General features: G+C 42.9%; 14 protein-coding genes and 11 tRNA genes. 8 read left to right on the top strand and 17 right to left on the bottom strand.

What is annotated here, in order from left to right; genetic code table 11:
* Positions 1–157: 157 nt before the first annotated feature.
* The 7 genes from K0625_RS14140 to K0625_RS14110 form a co-directional block, all read right to left on the bottom strand.
* Positions 158–233 (bottom strand) — tRNA-Asn (locus K0625_RS14140).
* Between the two features lie 27 nt (positions 234–260).
* A tRNA-Asn gene (locus K0625_RS14135) sits at positions 261–336 on the bottom strand.
* A gap of 28 nt (positions 337–364) precedes the next feature.
* Positions 365–440, bottom strand: a tRNA-Asn gene (locus tag K0625_RS14130).
* Between the two features lie 27 nt (positions 441–467).
* A tRNA-Asn gene (locus K0625_RS14125) sits at positions 468–543 on the bottom strand.
* Positions 544–571: 28 nt separating this feature from the next.
* A tRNA-Asn gene (locus tag K0625_RS14120) sits at positions 572–647 on the bottom strand.
* A gap of 32 nt (positions 648–679) precedes the next feature.
* Positions 680–755 (bottom strand) — tRNA-Asn (locus K0625_RS14115).
* A gap of 53 nt (positions 756–808) precedes the next feature.
* Positions 809–884: transfer RNA gene (locus tag K0625_RS14110), tRNA-Asn, on the bottom strand.
* A gap of 915 nt (positions 885–1799) precedes the next feature.
* Here K0625_RS14110 and uvrB point away from each other — a divergent pair.
* Positions 1800–3815, top strand: a complete 2016-nt coding sequence (uvrB, locus tag K0625_RS14105) for an excinuclease ABC subunit UvrB (protein ID WP_220110281.1) — start codon at positions 1800–1802, stop codon at positions 3813–3815.
* Between the two features lie 19 nt (positions 3816–3834).
* Here the strand turns inward: uvrB and rrtA are convergent, their stop codons facing one another.
* The gene (rrtA, locus tag K0625_RS14100; protein ID WP_220110280.1) at positions 3835–4443 is read right to left on the bottom strand and encodes a rhombosortase; all 609 of its coding nucleotides are present in this window, start codon (positions 4441–4443) and stop codon (positions 3835–3837) included.
* A complete protein-coding gene (gene queC, locus K0625_RS14095; RefSeq protein WP_220110279.1) occupies positions 4437–5132 on the bottom strand; it encodes a 7-cyano-7-deazaguanine synthase QueC in 696 nt (231 codons plus the stop codon). Before queC ends, rrtA begins: the two co-directional genes overlap by 7 nt.
* A 211-nt stretch (positions 5133–5343) precedes the next feature.
* Between queC and queE the strand changes: the two genes are divergently transcribed.
* The gene (gene queE, locus K0625_RS14090; protein ID WP_220110278.1) at positions 5344–6012 is read left to right on the top strand and encodes a 7-carboxy-7-deazaguanine synthase QueE; all 669 of its coding nucleotides are present in this window, start codon (positions 5344–5346) and stop codon (positions 6010–6012) included.
* Positions 6013–6022: 10 nt separating this feature from the next.
* Here queE and K0625_RS14085 read toward each other — a convergent pair whose 3' ends face one another.
* The 5 genes from K0625_RS14085 to K0625_RS14065 all read right to left on the bottom strand — a co-directional run bounded on the left by K0625_RS14085 (position 6023) and on the right by K0625_RS14065 (position 7776).
* Positions 6023–7084, bottom strand: a complete 1062-nt coding sequence (locus tag K0625_RS14085) for a PLP-dependent cysteine synthase family protein (RefSeq protein WP_220110277.1) — start codon at positions 7082–7084, stop codon at positions 6023–6025.
* A gap of 189 nt (positions 7085–7273) precedes the next feature.
* Positions 7274–7358, bottom strand: a tRNA-Tyr gene (locus tag K0625_RS14080).
* A gap of 62 nt (positions 7359–7420) precedes the next feature.
* Positions 7421–7505, bottom strand: a tRNA-Tyr gene (locus K0625_RS14075).
* Positions 7506–7568: 63 nt separating this feature from the next.
* A tRNA-Tyr gene (locus tag K0625_RS14070) sits at positions 7569–7653 on the bottom strand.
* 38 nt (positions 7654–7691) lie between these two features.
* A tRNA-Tyr gene (locus tag K0625_RS14065) sits at positions 7692–7776 on the bottom strand.
* Positions 7777–7901: 125 nt separating this feature from the next.
* On the opposite strand from K0625_RS14065, the gene K0625_RS14060 reads away from it, so the two are divergent.
* The 3 genes from K0625_RS14060 to K0625_RS14050 all read left to right on the top strand — a co-directional run bounded on the left by K0625_RS14060 (position 7902) and on the right by K0625_RS14050 (position 11113).
* Positions 7902–8393, top strand: a complete 492-nt coding sequence (locus K0625_RS14060; protein ID WP_220110276.1) for a VC2046/SO_2500 family protein — start codon at positions 7902–7904, stop codon at positions 8391–8393.
* Between the two features lie 108 nt (positions 8394–8501).
* Positions 8502–8789 carry a DUF406 family protein gene (locus tag K0625_RS14055; RefSeq protein ID WP_220110275.1) on the top strand — a complete coding sequence of 96 codons (288 nt, stop codon included), beginning with the start codon at positions 8502–8504 and terminating at the stop codon, positions 8787–8789.
* Positions 8790–8944: 155 nt separating this feature from the next.
* The gene (locus K0625_RS14050) at positions 8945–11113 is read left to right on the top strand and encodes a sensor domain-containing phosphodiesterase (protein ID WP_220110274.1); all 2169 of its coding nucleotides are present in this window, start codon (positions 8945–8947) and stop codon (positions 11111–11113) included.
* A 24-nt stretch (positions 11114–11137) separates the two neighbouring features.
* Here K0625_RS14050 and K0625_RS14045 read toward each other — a convergent pair whose 3' ends face one another.
* The 3 genes from K0625_RS14045 to K0625_RS14035 form a co-directional block, all read right to left on the bottom strand.
* Positions 11138–11620, bottom strand: a complete 483-nt coding sequence (locus K0625_RS14045; protein ID WP_220110273.1) for a YchJ family protein — start codon at positions 11618–11620, stop codon at positions 11138–11140.
* Positions 11610–12179: a YybH family protein gene (locus K0625_RS14040; RefSeq protein WP_220110272.1), complete on the bottom strand. Its 570-nt coding sequence runs from the start codon at positions 12177–12179 to the stop codon at positions 11610–11612. Before K0625_RS14040 ends, K0625_RS14045 begins: the two co-directional genes overlap by 11 nt.
* Before the next feature lie 302 nt (positions 12180–12481).
* The gene (locus tag K0625_RS14035; protein ID WP_220110271.1) at positions 12482–14320 is read right to left on the bottom strand and encodes a M2 family metallopeptidase; all 1839 of its coding nucleotides are present in this window, start codon (positions 14318–14320) and stop codon (positions 12482–12484) included.
* 195 nt (positions 14321–14515) lie between these two features.
* On the opposite strand from K0625_RS14035, the gene psrA reads away from it, so the two are divergent.
* From psrA to K0625_RS14020, 3 genes are all read left to right on the top strand, one after another.
* Positions 14516–15151, top strand: a complete 636-nt coding sequence (gene psrA / locus K0625_RS14030; protein WP_012325161.1) for a TetR family transcriptional repressor PsrA — start codon at positions 14516–14518, stop codon at positions 15149–15151.
* Between the two features lie 23 nt (positions 15152–15174).
* Positions 15175–17451: an acyl-CoA dehydrogenase gene (locus tag K0625_RS14025; protein WP_220110270.1), complete on the top strand. Its 2277-nt coding sequence runs from the start codon at positions 15175–15177 to the stop codon at positions 17449–17451.
* A gap of 170 nt (positions 17452–17621) precedes the next feature.
* A partial coding sequence (locus tag K0625_RS14020) for a transposase (protein ID WP_220109548.1) occupies positions 17622–17732 on the top strand: 111 nt, incomplete at its 3' end.

Here is a 17732-nt window from a genome sequence, read left to right as displayed (position 1 = left end):
AACTATAGTAGTCGACGATGTTATAATTTTAGTTAATTCTGAGAGTTATTCTATCGGAAAAGTAACCAAAGCGGAATTTTAAAGCGTTATGTTTATTGGCTTTTGCTAAATTAACGAGAAGCTTGTTTGAAGATGTGGTCTTAATAGGAAGGGATAGTGGCTCCCCAGACTGGACTCGAACCAGTGACATACGGATTAACAGTCCGCCGTTCTACCAACTGAACTACAGGGGAATCGATTTAACTTTTTACTACTTAAATTGGCTCCCCAGACTGGACTTGAACCAGTGACATACGGATTAACAGTCCGCCGTTCTACCAACTGAACTACAGGGGAATCGATTTAACTTTTTACTATTTTAAATTGGCTCCCCAGACTGGACTTGAACCAGTGACATACGGATTAACAGTCCGCCGTTCTACCAACTGAACTACAGGGGAATCGATTTAACTTTTACTATTTTAAATTGGCTCCCCAGACTGGACTTGAACCAGTGACATACGGATTAACAGTCCGCCGTTCTACCAACTGAACTACAGGGGAATCGATTTAATTTTTTACTATTTTAAATTGGCTCCCCAGACTGGACTTGAACCAGTGACATACGGATTAACAGTCCGCCGTTCTACCAACTGAACTACAGGGGAATCGATTTAACTTTTACATTGTCTATAAAGCATGGCTCCCCAGACTGGACTTGAACCAGTGACATACGGATTAACAGTCCGCCGTTCTACCAACTGAACTACAGGGGATTAGACTTTATATACTAGGTTAACACCTATCTGTCTTTAATCTTAAATAACTTTGGCTCCCCAGACTGGACTTGAACCAGTGACATACGGATTAACAGTCCGCCGTTCTACCAACTGAACTACAGGGGAATTGTATAAAGCTATTCATCGTTGAAGACGGAGCGCATATTAAATCGCTCTTCATGATGAGTCAACTCGACGGACAAAAAAAAGTGTATTTAAGTAGTTAAGTGCTCATCAAACGCCCATCATGGCGTAGATTCCATCGTTATGAAGTGACGCTGAGCACTTTTAAGTTATATAACTGTAATAAATCACGCGCTTAGTTAGTATAGAATGAGCAAGCTTTATTATTTGGGCTTGATTGTGTCTGAATATCAACTTGTTTTCGTGGCTGAAGCCTCTTGCCACTTGCTATGAGTTTTACTGCTCCTATATGGTTAATCAATGAGTCATACGCAACGTTCAGAGAGGGAGAGTTTACACAAAATATTCTTCTCAACATCCAAATGTAGCAAAATTACATCGTTTCTATTTTTAAGTGCTGGATTAGAGAGTAGGGGTTAAAGTCCCGTGTTATAAGGGGTAGCTTGAGTTATCCACTAAATCTGTGGATAAGCCTGTGGGTTAAGCCCAAAAAAGTGTTTCAAAGCCTTGAAAATAGCGGCTTGAGGTTAAAATGCACATTTTAATTGGTAATATTTTATTGTTTTAATAAACAACTAGTTGTTAAAATCAAGAGCTAAATTTTTAATGTTTGCCTCTGTTGTTAAAATGTAACGGTTTAAATGTGCAAACTTGTGCATTAGTTTGCCATATTATTCAGGTTTTAGGCGTTTTTCTGGGCAAAACATAACTATTTTTCCTCTGTTCTAAAATTTCATCTCTCTTTGTTCTATGGGACCTGTTAAAGCTGCTCTGGCCAATTCACTGTGTACTTATTCTTTGGTATCGTAAAATTTATCGACACTAGGTTGAGATTCCACTGGTATTTAGTCATCACAGGATTAGAATATAAGCACAATCACCAAGGAAGAGTCGTTAGTGGCAGAATCATCTTTTCAACTTGAATCACAATATGTACCCGCTGGCGATCAGCCTAAAGCGATTAAGAAACTAGTAGATGGCATTGAATCGGGTTTAGCCTGTCAAACTTTGCTGGGCGTGACTGGGTCTGGTAAAACATTCACTATTGCTAATGTGATAAAGGAGATGTCCAGACCCACGATTATTATGGCGCCAAATAAAACCTTGGCGGCACAGCTTTATGGTGAGATGAAGGAGTTTTTTCCTCATAACGCAGTCGAGTACTTTGTCTCCTACTATGACTATTATCAGCCTGAAGCGTACGTTCCTTCCACGAATACTTTTATTGAGAAAGATGCATCGGTCAATGCCCATATTGAGCAGATGCGTCTGTCAGCCACTAAAGCGCTGTTAGAGAGAAAAGATGTTGTGCTGATAGCCTCAGTGTCAGCTATCTACGGTCTAGGTGATCCAGACTCCTACATGAAGATGTTATTGCACCTAAGACAGGGCGATGCCATGGGGCAGAGGGATATATTACATCGGCTTAGTGAATTGCAATATACCCGTAATGATATAGAGCTCAAACGAGGTACTTATCGTGTAAGAGGGGAAGTGATTGATATTTTCGCTGCTGACTCAGATAGCAATGCGATCCGTGTTGAACTGTTTGATGATGAGATTGAAAGGTTGAGCTTATTTGATCCTTTAACAGGTCATATTCTGCAGCGGATCGCACGCACAACGGTTTACCCTAAGAGCCACTACGTGACCCCAAGAGAGAAGATATTGGCGGCCAGTGAAGAGATTAAAGAGGAGCTTAGGGAGCGGAAGAAACAACTACTCGACAACAACAAGTTGATTGAGGAGCAGCGGATCACCGAACGTGTACAATATGATATCGAGATGATGGTAGAGCTTGGTTACTGCTCTGGCATTGAAAACTATTCAAGATATCTCTCTGGTCGGGAAGAGGGGGCTGGGCCGCCAACCCTGCTTGATTATCTACCTGACGATGGTTTGCTTATCATTGATGAGTCGCATGTCACAGTGCCTCAAATTGGGGCTATGTATAAAGGTGATCGCTCCAGAAAGATGAACTTGGTTGAGTATGGATTTCGCTTGCCCTCTGCGTTGGACAACCGACCTCTTAAATTTGAAGAGTTTGAAAGCCTAATGCCTCAAACTATCTTTGTCTCTGCTACGCCAGCAAATTATGAGATAGAGAAGAGTGATGGTGAGATTGCAGAACAGGTGATTAGGCCGACAGGTTTGCTAGATCCTGAACTTGAAGTCCGTCCTGTGGCGATTCAGGTTGACGATCTATTATCTGAGGTCAGAAAGAGAGTTAAGGTTCAAGAGCGCGTGCTGGTGACGACTTTAACTAAGCGCATGTCAGAAGATCTTACTGAATACTTAGATGAACATGGGGTTAAGGTTAGGTATCTACATTCAGATATCGATACCGTCGAGCGAGTGGAGATTATCCGTGATCTCAGATTAGGTGTTTTTGATGTACTTGTTGGTATTAACTTGCTTAGAGAGGGACTTGATCTGCCTGAGGTTTCGTTAGTCTGCATTCTTGATGCGGATAAAGAGGGGTTTTTACGTTCAGAGCGCTCATTAATACAGACCATAGGCCGTGCGGCTCGTAATATGAATGGTAAAGTTATCCTTTACGCCGATAAGATCACAGATTCGATGGCAAAAGCGATGGGAGAAACTGAACGTAGACGTAAGTTGCAGCATCAGTTCAATCTCGATAACGGTTTAGTGCCAAAAGGCGTTTCTAAGAAGATCACCGATGTGATGGATGTGGGTGAGAAAGAGTATGTGCAAAATGATCTTGCTTCGATAAGAGGCATAGCCGAATCCAAAGGCGACTATAAAGTGAATGATGTGGCGAGTATTAGTCATCAGATCGATGCGTTAGAGAAACAGATGCATGAACATGCTAAAAACCTAGAGTTTGAACAAGCAGCTGCCGTTCGAGATCAGGTCAGACATCTTCATGATGAGTTGATTAAAGCGTAAAAAGATTTGAAGCGGAGTTTTACTCCGCTTTTTTAATCTCTTTATTGGCACAAAGGGCTCGATAACTCATGACACAAGCAAACAGTAATATGCCAGTGACAACACCGACCAAATGAGCTTCTGTCGCGACTCGTGCACCGATCATCTCAGTTACTTGCTCACTTGCCCCAAACCACTGTTCATAAGCGACCTTGACGATAACACCAACCAATAAAAGGTAACCTGAGCGCATGCCTACACTGATATCTTTTAGTGCGCCATAGACGAATAAGCCATGCAACATACCGCTTAAACCTACGTAACCAACTAAACCTGGATAGAAGAGGTATAAACCTATTCCCTGTAACCAACACAGTAGGATGAAGATCAGGGCAAAGCCTAATGAGCGGTAGTATTGTTGGTGTAATAAGATAATCACCCAAAGGCCAGCTAAGTTCATCGCAAGGTGCCAGCCATTAGTGTGGAGCAGATTGCCGCTAAAGAGACGCCAATACTCTCCCGCAGTTATTTCGCTGCGTCGATACGCCAACTCATTATCTAAACCCGCGTAATAAAAGCCAATAGCACAGAGTGTCAACAGCACTAGTACCGGAAAGCTTTTACCGAAAAGCGATGTTAACTTTAACACTTAGTGTCCAGCTCTTGTTGTACTTGCTCTTTATTGTTGCAGTAGTCATCTAAGCCTTTCTGTCTAAGTAGACAAGCAGGGCAGGTGCCACAACCGGTACCGACAATGCCGTTATAACAGGTCAGCGTTTCATCTCTGACTAAATCAAGACTGTGGTATTTATCAGCAAGTGCCCAGGTTTCCGCTTTATTTAGCCACATTAATGGAGTCGATAGGGTAAGTTTTCTGTCCATACCTTGCTCAAGTGCTGACTGCATCGCTTTAACAAAATCGTTGCGACAATCGGGGTAGCCAGAAAAGTCAGTTTCACAGACTCCGGTTATCACAGTATCGGCGCCCAGTTGATAAGCAAAAATGCCCGCAAGGGTTAAAAAGAGAATATTACGGCCAGGGACGAAAGTGTTGGGTAAGCCGTTATCCATTAACTCATTAGAGACCTGAATCGAATCTCTTGTCAGTGCAGAGATGGCGAGCTCATTGAGCATGGACACATCGAGGGTTTTGTGGCTTTTTAGTCCAAGTTGTTGGCCTAATGTCTCGGCAACTTCTATCTCTTGGCGATGACGTTGACCGTAATCGAATGTGATCCCGTGAACTTCATCATACTGAGTGAGAGCTTGAATTAGACAAGTGGTTGAGTCTTGGCCGCCGCTGAATACGACAACTGCCTTGGATACCGCTTTTGACATAATGATCACTGATTGACATAAACAGCGTTTATTTTAACGGACAGAAGTAAGCTTGCAAATGATAAACGCAAAAAAGTGAATCAAATGAGTGGGCTCTAATCACTCAAAAGCTAGTATATGAGGTCTTTAGTGAATAGGGCTTGTACAGATTGGGCTTGCCTGTAAAGGGAAAATCAACTATAAATGCCGCCCAATCTTTTAGAGGTTAAACATGAAGTATCCGGTTAATGAAGTATTTGAGACGATTCAAGGCGAAGGTTTTTACACTGGAGTGCCCGCTATTTTTGTACGTCTTCAGGGGTGCCCAGTAGGGTGCAGCTGGTGTGATACTAAACATACTTGGGAATTACTTGATGTAAACAAGGTTCAACCTGAGATGGTGATCCAGGTCGATGGCACTATTGGTCGCTGGTCAGAGTTAACGACTTCAGAATTAATTAGCTTTTTAAAACAAAAAGAGTTTACGGCATCCCATGTTGTAATTACAGGTGGAGAGCCTTGTTTACATGACTTAACAGTCATGACTGAAGAGCTCAATGCTGCCGGTTATTCGACTCAGATCGAAACCAGTGGTACATATGAGGTTAACTGCTCAGATAAGACTTGGGTAACTGTTTCACCTAAGTTAAAGATGAAAGCGGGACTTGCGGTACTGCCACAAGCATTAAACCGTGCTGATGAGATTAAACACCCGGTAGCCACAGCGTCTCACATTGACGATCTTGATGAGTTGCTAAAGGGGATTGATCTGAAAGGTAAAACAATCTGCTTGCAACCCATCAGCCAGAAACCCAGAGCGACGGAGCTAGCGATGCGTGTCTGTATCGAGCGAAACTGGCGCCTCTCAATACAGACCCATAAATATTTAGATATCGATTAGGCCAGTTTTATCAGTTTAAGCTAGCCGTGAGGTTAAATTGAGCCAATTTAGCCTCATACTCTGTAAGCTCTCCAATGTTATCTTTGACCCAATCAGGATTGTAATAACTGTCTAGATATCGCTCCCCTGAGTCACACAAAAGGGTCACGATAGAGCCCTGTTGACCTTTTGCTAGCATGTTAGATGCGATATTAAGAGCCCCATACAAGTTGGTGCCAGTTGAAGGGCCTGCTTTCCTACCTATTAATTTCTCAAGCCAGTAGATGGTCGCGACTGAAGCAGCATCAGGTACTTTCTCCATATGATCAATGACACCTGGAATGAATGAGGGTTCTGCTCTTGGCCTTCCTATCCCCTCTATTTTACTTCCATGACACGAAGTTAAGCTTTTATCACCGGTGGTGAAGTAGTCATAAAATACTGAGTGTTCAGGGTCAACCACACAAAGTTGTGTGTCGAGTTGTTGATAACGAATATAGCGGCCGATCGTTGCCGATGTTCCTCCCGTTCCTGGACTCATGACAATCCATTTTGGGATAGGGTGGGGCTCAAGTGTCATCTGTTCGAAAATTGAATTTGCAATATTATTATTTCCACGCCAATCAGTCGCTCGCTCTGCATAGGTAAATTGATCCATATAATGGCCATTAAGTTGCGTGGCTAACTGCTCTGATGCAGCATAGATCTCACTGGAGTGATTGACGAAGTGGCAAGTGCCACCATAAAACTCTATCTGTTGAATTTTTTTCTTAGCGGTGCTCTTAGGCATGACTGCAATAAAGGGTAAGCCAAGCATGCGGGCAAAATAAGCTTCAGACACGGCGGTACTTCCGGAAGAAGACTCGATGATTGTCGTGCCTTCCTTGATCCACCCGTTACAGAGTCCATAGAGAAATAGCGAGCGAGCAAGCCTGTGCTTCAAACTGCCTGTTGGGTGGGTACTTTCATCTTTTAGGTAGATATCGATCCCTGCTAGTTGCGGAATATCGAGTTTGATTAGATGAGTGTCGGCACTACGCTGGTAGTCTGATTCGATCTTTTCGACTGCGGTGTTGACCCATGAGTTTGTCATATTTGCCCTATACCTAGATGGAGTTACCTTGATAATAATCAATAAGGGTTTAGGTAGGAAGTCCAAGTGGAAACTTTACTCTGATGAATTAAATGTAACGAGGTGGGAATAGGTTTGGCCTGATAATGGAAAAGGCTAATTAATTTGAACGTATACTGGGAAAACCGAGAAGAGGAGTTTAGCTAGAAGTGGTGGAGGGAGAAGGATTCGAACCTTCGAAGGCTGAGCCGTCAGATTTACAGTCTGATCCCTTTGGCCACTCGGGAACCCCTCCACATGTTTCTATCAATATTGGTGGCATTTAAATCGTTACAGCTTTGTATCGTAAATAAGAGATGGTGGAGGGAGAAGGATTCGAACCTTCGAAGGCTGAGCCGTCAGATTTACAGTCTGATCCCTTTGGCCACTCGGGAACCCCTCCATTTTCAACTTATTTTACAGTACTGCTTTAACACTTAATCACCATGACGCAAAAGAGTAAAGATGGTGGAGGGAGAAGGATTCGAACCTTCGAAGGCTGAGCCGTCAGATTTACAGTCTGATCCCTTTGGCCACTCGGGAACCCCTCCACGAATAATCTTTATTGTCATTTTACCAATTATGCAAATGGTGGAGGGAGAAGGATTCGAACCTTCGAAGGCTGAGCCGTCAGATTTACAGTCTGATCCCTTTGGCCACTCGGGAACCCCTCCTCACTTGCGGCGGCAATAGTAGACACAAACCGTGTATGTGTAAAGGCCATAATTTAAAAAATATCTAAAGTAATGTATTAAGCGGTCGATTAACTATCAACGAGCTGTTTTAGTGATGTTTTTTTATGCGACCAAGTGCTGTTTTAATCAATGAATCCCAACTTGGGACACGCCTTAATCATGCTATTGATCATGATAGACGTGGAGAGTTTGCGCTTTTATTGGCATTTCTCTCATCAGATGCTCGGGATATGGCTCAATTTCAGCTCGATGATGGCACCCTTGAGCCTGAGCTTGTTCTGCGTAAAAAGTTTGAGTTGCCAGAAGCACAAGCCTTAATTAATGACTTGACGATACAGGACTCTCCCATTGATAACAGTTCAGCTTTCGCTAATGGCGGCGTAAGAGCATTTCAACTCATGCAAGCGTTGAAGCCTGAGGCGCTTGTTATAAGAGGGGATAAATCGGCGCAGATGCAGAGAGTGCTGACTAATTGCGATCTCCTGACTCGGCAAAAGTTTAATCACAGTGCTAAATCTGAACTTTATCAAGCCTTAGATCCCCATTTTGTTGATCAATTAGCCCAGCAGAGACAGATGAGTCGAACACTGGCCTGATTTTATCTCACTATCTTGTCAATTTGTGATTTACCTTTTGCTTATTAATGCCAAGGTAATAAGGGATTAGCGTATAATAGGGGGACGTGAATTGATGAGTGATAAACAATGAAAAATATTCAAGAATCCCAATCAGCTTTAGTGAACGATACCTGCAATGATTGCGGCAGCTATGCCGATATCGGAGCAGTGATTGATGAGCATGATACACAACTTAGCATCTCGTTTACTGGCGCTGATGCAAAAGTAGAAGCTGAAGCCGTTGCGCTTAAAGCAAAAAGTCGATTTGATGGCGTTGAAAGCGAAATAAAGACCGATAATGATCTGACAAATTTGGTTATTCATTTTGCTTACAGTGCTGAGAAAATGATATTTCAGCTAGAAAATGGTATTTAAAATTCACTAGTATGTTGCAAATCTGCTACTTGGTCATGTAGTCTGGCTAGCTCATTATTATTTTAATACTATCTAGTTTCAAAAATTGGCATATTCGATCAGTTAAATGGAACATTGAGTAAGCAGATAAAAGCTTACTCTTTTTAGGGAGCTAAGTGACGAAGCGTAAGTATCAGCACTTATTAGAGTTGATTGTTAACTCTGAAGCTAAACAGATGGGGGATTTTCACAGCACTGCTAAACTGGCTGCTGAATTACTCTGTCAGCAGCTATTGGTGACCCATGTGGGTGTCGCTATCATCTCTTGTGAGAACAATACCATCTCGCCTGTGGCTAATTATGGCCATATTTCACCTGCTGAATTTCTACGTCCAGCTCCAGACTTATGCCCTAAATATATTGCAGAGTTAAGGACTAAGCGCCTTATCGATGCTTTTGATACTCGCAATGATTCCAGACTCTGTGAACTCTCATCTAATTATTTTACACCTAATGGCGTAAGGTCGACGTTAGATATTGCGATTCGGATCAATGGTCACCTGGAAGGAGTGCTGTTTCTCGAAAGAATGGCGTTTTCCCATTGGTCTGATAGCGAGATACAGATAGCTTCTCAAGTCGCAGATCAATTAGCTCTTACACTCGCCACCCGTGATGCTTACGATAAAGAGGAGAAGCTTACGCTGCTGTTGAATGCGGCTGAGCACTCAGATCAAGTCACCATGCTGATCAACCTGAAAACAGAGATAGTTGAATACGTTAATCAGGCACACGAGATCATCACTGGAAAATCTAAATCCAGTGTGATCGGGAGCTCGCTACAGGAGCTGAGTTTTGTCAGTCAGCATCCAGATGAAACCAGAGTTGCACTTACTCAAGTCAAACTGGGTATTGCGGTTAAAGGTGAAAATAAGATAGTTAAGCAAGATGGCTCTCAAAGTTGGATCCGGTACTCTGTTAAACAGTTTATTACCGATAGGGGAAACTGCTTTGCACTGCTTAATGCTGAAGATTGCAGTGAAGAGCACAAGCATAAAGTTGAGCTTGAAAAGCTGGCTTGGCGCTGTCGTTTAACAGATTTATATAATCGAACCTATTTTACTAAAGAGCTTGAGAAAGTTAGAAAAGGTTATCTGCTACTCATCGATCTGCGTGGTTTTAAGCGTTTTAATGACACATATGGTCATGAGAGTGGCGATCTCTTGCTTATTGAGATTGCAAGAAGGCTACGACATTTCGGTAAGGTTAACCACACTGAGTTACTTGCTAGAGTCGGAAGTGATGAGTTTGCTATTATTTTGCCTGAGATGAATTTGGAAGATCTTGAATACACCACCTCAAGGCTATATCGACAGATCACTCTACCTGTCGCCATTGGCCGTGAGCAGATTGAACCCAAACCTGCTCTTGCCATTGTCGATATTGAGGGCATTGAAGCCAAGTTTCTACCGTTAGCCTGCGCAGATATTGCGCTTCAATATGCGAAAAAGAAGCAGGGTGATGCGATACAGGTATTTAATAACTCGCTACTAAACACCTTTAAAGCGAATGCCGAGATTGAGCGTGATCTACAAACTGCTCTAAGGGGAAGAGAGTTTGAGCTTTATTACCAACCGCTAAAAGATCTGCAGAAAAGAGCTTACATTGGGGCTGAAGCACTTATTCGCTGGCATCATCCAAAAAAAGGAGTCCTGTATCCTGGTGCTTTTATTGATATAGCCGAGCAAACTGGGCATATCAATGCCATCGGTGCTTGGGTGCTGGAGGCCGCTTGTAAGCAGTTGAACCTCTGGCAGCATCATAATATTAACCTTTCGATGCATGTCAATGTTGCCGCTAGGCAGTTTTTCAGTGGCAACTTATATGATCAAGTGTGGGCTTTGATCACACGTTATCGTTTAAAGCCTGGTAGCTTAATTTTGGAGATCACCGAAACTGAGCTGATGGAAGATATCAAATATGCGACCAATCTATGTAAAGAGCTCACTGAGCTTGGTGTAGGTTTAGCCATTGATGATTTTGGTACGGGTTACAGCTCTATGCGTTACCTTAAACAGTTTCCAATCAGTAAGCTGAAGATTGACCGCTCCTTTATCTCGGACCTATCAGTTAGTCATGAAAGTCAGGAAATTGTTAGTGCTATTATTGCCATGGCATCTGCGCTAAATATTTCATTAACAGCTGAGGGGGTTGAGACTAAGGAGCAGGAACTTTTCTTAGCGGATCATCACTGCCATCAAGCCCAAGGCTTTCTCTATAGTCCAGCGCTTAGAGAGTCTGAATTTAGTCAATTCTTAGAGCAAGACAGCTTTCTTAGTAGCTGTTAAAACCCAAAGAGAACCACTTTGGGTTCATTTTAGGCAACATTGCTTGTATTTTTTGCCACTATTGCATAGGCAAGTGTCGTTTCTCTTTGGATAAACTGCCGGCTTCTGAGTCCCCTGAGTATAGAACCATCTGTTTGCTTCCTGTACAAACTGGGAACATTCATGAATCGCATCAATGTCGCTGCCATCACGATACCAAGCTTGAAAGCAAACCTCACCCACATCTCCCTTAGTTTGGGTTGAGAGCACCTGCAGAGAGAGCCATTGGGGGGCATGTTCGGCTAACACCTCTACAGTAAGATCACCTAAGTAATCGCGGTGATGAGTTTGAATTAAATAGTCGTATTTACCGAGCACAAAGGCGGCATAGCGACTTCTCATTAATTTTTCAGGCGTGTCAGCCGTTTTGACATTTTGATGGTAGGGGGCGCAACAATCTGTGTAGAGGTGAAGGGGTTCGCGGTCATTTTGACCGCATGGGCATAAAACTTCTGCTTCAGTCGTCATTCTTTGCTGTAGTTAATGGGGTGAACTGGTGCCCATAATACAGGTTTGGAGTGGGTTTTGCATCGTAGTAAAAAGAGGGCTCCGAACGATTATTAGTATCAACAGTGAGATACCACTTCCCATCTTTTTTCTTTTTAGAGACTGTGACAAATTTACCCGCAAATTCACTGACGGGCTCTTCTGCATCTAATGGGGGGTGAAAACGGATGAGGTAATAACCAATATCTGTCGCATTATTAGCTTCTACCTGTCTATCCAATACTCTGAAGTCCACTTCTATCCGTGCTTCTTTATGTTTGATCTTGCCAAAAAATTTATTGTAGAGCTCGATAATGTTATCTCGTCCCATGGTGATCGCTTTACTTTGATTCTCTGGGATGTAACAGGCGTCTTCTGCATAGATGCTTTTGACTTTTTGAGCATCTAATGTTTCAAAAGCTTGAGTAAACTGAGTGTAAAATTGATTTAAGGCAGCATTATCATCTGAATTTGCCGAGGCTGAAGACAGTTGCATGAGAAGGAAAATAGTACAAGTTGCTGTGTATTTGATAAAAGTCATTAATGCGTTCAAATCAAGGGTTACTGATGTCACTATAATAGATGGACTATACGAACTAAAGTTTTAGTTATTAACAAAGTGTGTCTATGTTGAAAAACTCAGTGATTTAAGCGGACTTTTTGCTTTTATCGATGTCGACTTTGAAGTTTATTTTGTGACTGGGCTGCTTTATCTATCGAGCAAACTTTACTTTTAAAAGATAAAAAATGCTAAGCAACCATCTGCTTAGCATTTTAGCTTTTGTTTACGGTTAGATTTATCAGTAAAGATCTATCCGCATAAACACAAATTGATACTTTTATTTACCAACCACATTGTCTATTGGCTTGGTTATTCTGTTCGTTTAACCAAGTTTGTAATGGTGCAAAGTAATCAAGTACAGCATTGGCGTCCATCTCTTTACTGCCTGTGACTACGGCTAAGGCTTCTGGCCAAGGTTGACTTTGCCCCATCTCAAGCATGGTGTTAAGTTTAGCGCCAGCGTCTTTATTACCGTAGATGCTACAACGGTGCACAGGGCCCTTATCGCCGGCGATATCACACAAAGCTTTGTGGAACTGGAACTGTAAGATATGAGCTAAGAAATAGCGTGTATAGGGGACATTTCCAGGTACATGATATTTAGCCCCAGGATCAAAATCATTTTCATCACGATTGACTGGTGACTTCACCCCTTGATACTTCTCCCTTAACTCCCACCAAGCTTGGTTGTATTGCTCTGGAGTGATCTCACCACTAAACACTTTCCATCGCCATTGATCTATCATCAAACCAAATGGCATAAAAGCGACCTTATCCAGTGCTTGTTTGAGTAACAGACCAATATCCTTAGAGGCATCAGGCACCTCATCTAGCAGGCCAATCTGTTTTAGGTAATTTGGCGTGATGGAGAGAGCAACCGTGTCACCTATGGCTTCATGGAAACCATCGTTTGCGCTGTTTTTGAAAATAAATGGCTGGTTCTTATAGGCTCTTTGATAATAGTTGTGACCGAGTTCATGGTGAATGACAGTGAAGTCTTCTGCTGTTTTCTGTATACACATCTTGATACGGATATCATCTTTGTCATCCAGATCCCAAGCTGATGCATGACACACAACATCTCTGTCTTTTGGTTGAACAAATAAAGAGCGTTCCCAGAAGGTATCAGGGAGTGGCTCAAAACCTAGTGAGCTGAAAAAGCTTTCAGCTTGTTTCACCATCCTGAGTTCATCATAACCATGCTGTGCAAGCAGTTCGGTGACATCATAACCAGGATCTGCATCTTCTGGCGCAACTTGATTGTAGATATTGCCCCAACTCTGGGCCCACATATTGCCCAATAGATGAGCGGGGATAGGTCCCTGTTTTGAGACTACATCATCACCGTACTTCTCATTTAACTCGCCTCTAACATAGCAGTGAAGTGAGTCATATAGAGGTTTCACCTGTCCCCAGAGCCTGTCCAGTTCATTAGAGAACTCATCGGGTTTCATATCGTATTGACTACGCCATAGCTCTGAAAGATCGGCATAACCCAGATCGCGGGCTCCTTCATTGGCGAGCTCAACTTCTCTCTTAAACAGAGGACGCATAGGTTTGGCTATATCACGCCATCCTTTCCACACCTCTAATAGGAGTGCTGGGTCTTGAGACTCTCCCATAATGGCTGACAATTCTGGTTGTGTTAGACAGCGACCATCGTCAAAACAGTACTTTCCTTTACCATAGAGCCCATTGAGCTCTGAACTGATGCTGGCAAGTTCAGCGTTTTTCTTTGGATCTAAAGGTGCAGGCAGGACTAGTGCGCTGCGTAGAATGTTGAGCTTACGTAAATTATCGGCACTGAGAGGAAGTTGAGTGTAGTTTGCTGCAATAGTGGCAAGCTTGACTGTCGTCGCCGTGTATTTTTCTCCAACTGAAGCTGAAAGGGCTGCGGTATCTTCCGTAATAAAGTTGCTGTAGATCCACTCTGAGCGGTTAACTTCGATAGAGAGTTCGCTTAAGGCTTGTTCGGATTGTGCTATAAATTGCTTAGCTTCTGTAATGCTGGTTTGTGCTGATACTGTTTCGTCAGACTGCACTTTTTGACAGGCTGTGGCGGCTAACGTTAAGCCAACCAGTAGCGAGATTTTTGAAAGTCTTGCAGTGGAAAGTTTCATGAATTCATATCCCTTGTTATTTTTGTGTTGAGTATTCTAACTCAATACACTGTTTTTAATAACTGCTGATAGTAAAAGCCGTTTATAGCCATATTTACTAGTGTGGAGATAAATTGACAGTAATTTAGTTTGACAAAAAGAGTGTCAATGTTTAATTTAAACGAGTGTTTTAAATAGAGTTAGGAAGGCAACGGAATGGCAAATCGATCCGATACAAAAACAAGAATACTGGATGCAGCGGAAAAATTATTTGCAGAACGAGGCTTTTCTGAGACCTCATTGCGTTTGATAACCAGTAAGGCGGAGGTGAACCTTGCCTCAGTCAATTATCACTTTGGTTCTAAAAAAGAGTTAATCAGAGCCGTTTTGGCTCGTTATCTCGACGTATTTATGCCTGTGGCATCAGCAAGAATTGTGACACTACAAAGTTCAGAAGAGGGGGCATCATTAAATGATATTTTCTCATCACTTGTGGAGCCTTTACTGGACTTAAATCAATTAAGAGCGGAAGGTACTAGTACATTTCTACAGCTTCTTGGCCGCGGATATATCGAGAGCCAAGGACACCTAAGGTGGTTTATTACCACTCATTATGGTGAACACTTGACACAGTTTGTTAAAGCTGTGGCAGATAGCGCTCCTCATATTCCACCTGCAGAGATGTTTTGGCGCTTACACTTCACCTTAGGTACCGTGGTTTTCACTATGGCATCGGCCGATGCGCTAACAGAGATTGCAGCGGCAGATTTTAACGAACATAATGACATAGAAGCCGTTATTCGAAAAGTTATTCCCTATCTCTCTGCCGGGGTTTCAGTACCGGTTAATTAAGGTGTTTTTTAAAAGGTAAATCCATGACTCTACTTATACTTGCACTACTGGTTGTTATTGTGCTGTTTGGTGTCAAAAGTATTAGGATGCAATTTATTACGCGTCCAATTTTTTCGTTTTTTAAAAAGGTACTTCCTCCGCTTTCAGATACTGAAAAAGAAGCGATGGAAGCGGGTGATGTGTGGTGGGAAGGTGAGCTGTTTAGAGGTAAACCTAATTGGGATACTCTGCATAGCTACGGTAAACCTAAGCTTACTGCTGAGGAGCAGGATTTTATCGAAAACCAAGTGATGACCGCGCTCACTTTAATTGATGATTTTGATATTGTACAAAACCGCAAAGACCTGCCGCCTGAGTTATGGGATTACTTTAAAAAAGAGGGCTTCTTTGCCCTTATTATACCAAAAGAGTATGGCGGTAAGGCCTTCTCTGCATACGCTAGCTCGACGATAGTGGCCAAACTCGCTAGTCGAAGTGTTAGCGCTGCTGTGACTGTTATGGTTCCCAACTCTCTCGGTCCTGGTGAGCTACTGACTCATTATGGAACCAAGGAGCAGCGTGAGCATTGGCTACCAAAACTGGCATCTGGTGAAGCTGTACCTTGTTTCGCTCTGACCGGTCCAGAAGCGGGCAGCGATGCAGGCGCTATTCCCGATACTGGTGTCGTCTGTAGAGAGACATTTGAAGGTGAAGAGATACTGGGATTAAGGTTGAACTGGGATAAGCGTTATATCACGTTAGCTCCAGTTTCGACGGTATTGGGTTTAGCATTTCAGATGGAAGATCCTGATGGTCTGTTAGGGGATAAAAAAGAGGTCGGTATTACCTGCGCCCTTATCCCAACAGATCATGAAGGAGTGGTCATTGGACAGAGACACAATCCATTAAATATGGCCTTTATGAATGGCACAACTCAAGGTAAGGATGTGTTTATTCCTCTTGATTGGATCATTGGTGGTCCTCAGTATGCGGGACGTGGTTGGCGCATGTTAGTTGAGTGCCTCTCGGCTGGACGTGGTATCTCACTGCCTGCACTTTCAACTGCATCGGGTCATACAGCGACTAAAACAACAACGGCATACAGCTATGTCCGTCACCAATTTGGCCTATCTATTGGTCATTTTGAAGGTGTACAGGAAGCCCTTGCTCGGATCATCGCTAATACCTATCAGTTGGAGGCTGCAAGACGCCTGACAACAACGGGGATCGATCTTAAGGTTAAGCCTTCAGTTGTGACCGCTATTGCCAAATACCATATGACTGAGATGAGTCGTGATGTGCTTAATGATGCGATGGATATTCAGTCGGGTAAGGGGATCCAACTCGGCCCTAAAAACTATTTAGGTCAGCCCTATATGGCGAACCCCATCTCTATTACGGTAGAGGGAGCTAACATTCTAACTCGCAGCTTGATGATCTTTGGTCAAGGCGCGACTCGTTGTCACCCTTATGTGCTCGCTGAGATGGAAACGGCTGCGATGGAGGATACTTGTGCAGCTTTAGAACGTTTTGACTCCTTACTGCTTGGGCACCTTGGCTATGGTGCAAGAAATGCATTTAGCTCGCTCTTTAGCGCTTTAACAGGAAGTCGCTTTAACCAGTCACCTGTTAGTGGTGAAACTCAGCAGTACTACCGCGATATGACTCGACTATCATCAGCCTTGGCTTTGATGACCGATCTCTCCATGTTGATCATGGGAGGCGATCTTAAGCGAAAAGAGATGCTTTCAGCGCGTATGGGGGATGTATTGAGCGAGCTTTATCTGGCATCGGCTACCTTAAAGATGTTCGAAGACAATGGTCGTCAACATGATGATCTGCCAGCAGTACGTTATGTGATGACCACTCGTCTGCAAAATGCAGCTAATGCACTTCAAGGAGCACTGCGTAATTTCCCAAATCGTCCCGTTGCTTGGATGATGAGAGCATTGATCTTCCCGCTAGGTAACCATTTTAATGGACCAAGTGACAAGATGGCCACAGAGCTTGTGACGGGGATGATGCAACCAGGTCCTGCTCGTGATCGTTTGACCTTCCTCTGCCCTGATTTTGAACAGGACAAAGGTGGTATTGCGGAAGTTGAGGGGGCATTTTTAGCACAATATGAGTGCCGTAACATCTATAAAAAGATAAAAGTGGCTCAGCGTGATGGTACATTGCCTAAGAAGTTAGCTAACCCTGAGTTATTCGACTTAGCAGCAGAGCAGTCCATTATCACTCAAGATGAACTCAGCTCACTGCTTAAAGCCGATAAACTGCGGCTCGCGGCAATTAATGTCGATGATTTTAAAAGCTTATAGTTACTAAATTGAGAAAGCTAAATGAAAAAAGGACGCCGTAGCGTCCTTTTTTGTTTTCAGCCCTAAACCACCTACTTCAGTAGGTGGTTATCATCAATTAGGCTTTGCCTGAATATCTACTCATGTTAATTGAACTCTAACTTTTAGCGAAGTAATAGAGGATAAAAAACATGAGTAGATATGAGAAAGCATCGCATGTGTATTGGCGATGTCAATATCACATAGTTTGGACACCTAAGTATAGGTTTAGGATTTTAAAGAATAAGTTAGGAAAAGATGTT

It is taken from the genome of Shewanella nanhaiensis, from assembly GCF_019457885.1.
Classification (GTDB): domain Bacteria; phylum Pseudomonadota; class Gammaproteobacteria; order Enterobacterales; family Shewanellaceae; genus Shewanella; species Shewanella nanhaiensis.
The sequence above is the reverse complement of the archived record's forward strand: the minus strand, read 5'-3'. Positions and strand labels throughout refer to the sequence as shown.

Coding starts and splice junctions, on each gene's coding strand:
- K0625_RS14040 (WP_220110272.1), bottom strand. CDS start 12,179: ATGACTTTTATCAAATACACAGCAACTTGTACTATTTTCCTTCTCATG.
- psrA (WP_012325161.1), top strand. CDS start 14,516: ATGGCAAATCGATCCGATACAAAAACAAGAATACTGGATGCAGCGGAA.
- K0625_RS14055 (WP_220110275.1), top strand. CDS start 8,502: ATGAAAAATATTCAAGAATCCCAATCAGCTTTAGTGAACGATACCTGC.
- K0625_RS14025 (WP_220110270.1), top strand. CDS start 15,175: ATGACTCTACTTATACTTGCACTACTGGTTGTTATTGTGCTGTTTGGT.
- queC (WP_220110279.1), bottom strand. CDS start 5,132: ATGTCAAAAGCGGTATCCAAGGCAGTTGTCGTATTCAGCGGCGGCCAA.
- K0625_RS14045 (WP_220110273.1), bottom strand. CDS start 11,620: ATGACGACTGAAGCAGAAGTTTTATGCCCATGCGGTCAAAATGACCGC.
- K0625_RS14085 (WP_220110277.1), bottom strand. CDS start 7,084: ATGACAAACTCATGGGTCAACACCGCAGTCGAAAAGATCGAATCAGAC.
- queE (WP_220110278.1), top strand. CDS start 5,344: ATGAAGTATCCGGTTAATGAAGTATTTGAGACGATTCAAGGCGAAGGT.
- K0625_RS14060 (WP_220110276.1), top strand. CDS start 7,902: ATGCGACCAAGTGCTGTTTTAATCAATGAATCCCAACTTGGGACACGC.
- K0625_RS14035 (WP_220110271.1), bottom strand. CDS start 14,320: ATGAAACTTTCCACTGCAAGACTTTCAAAAATCTCGCTACTGGTTGGC.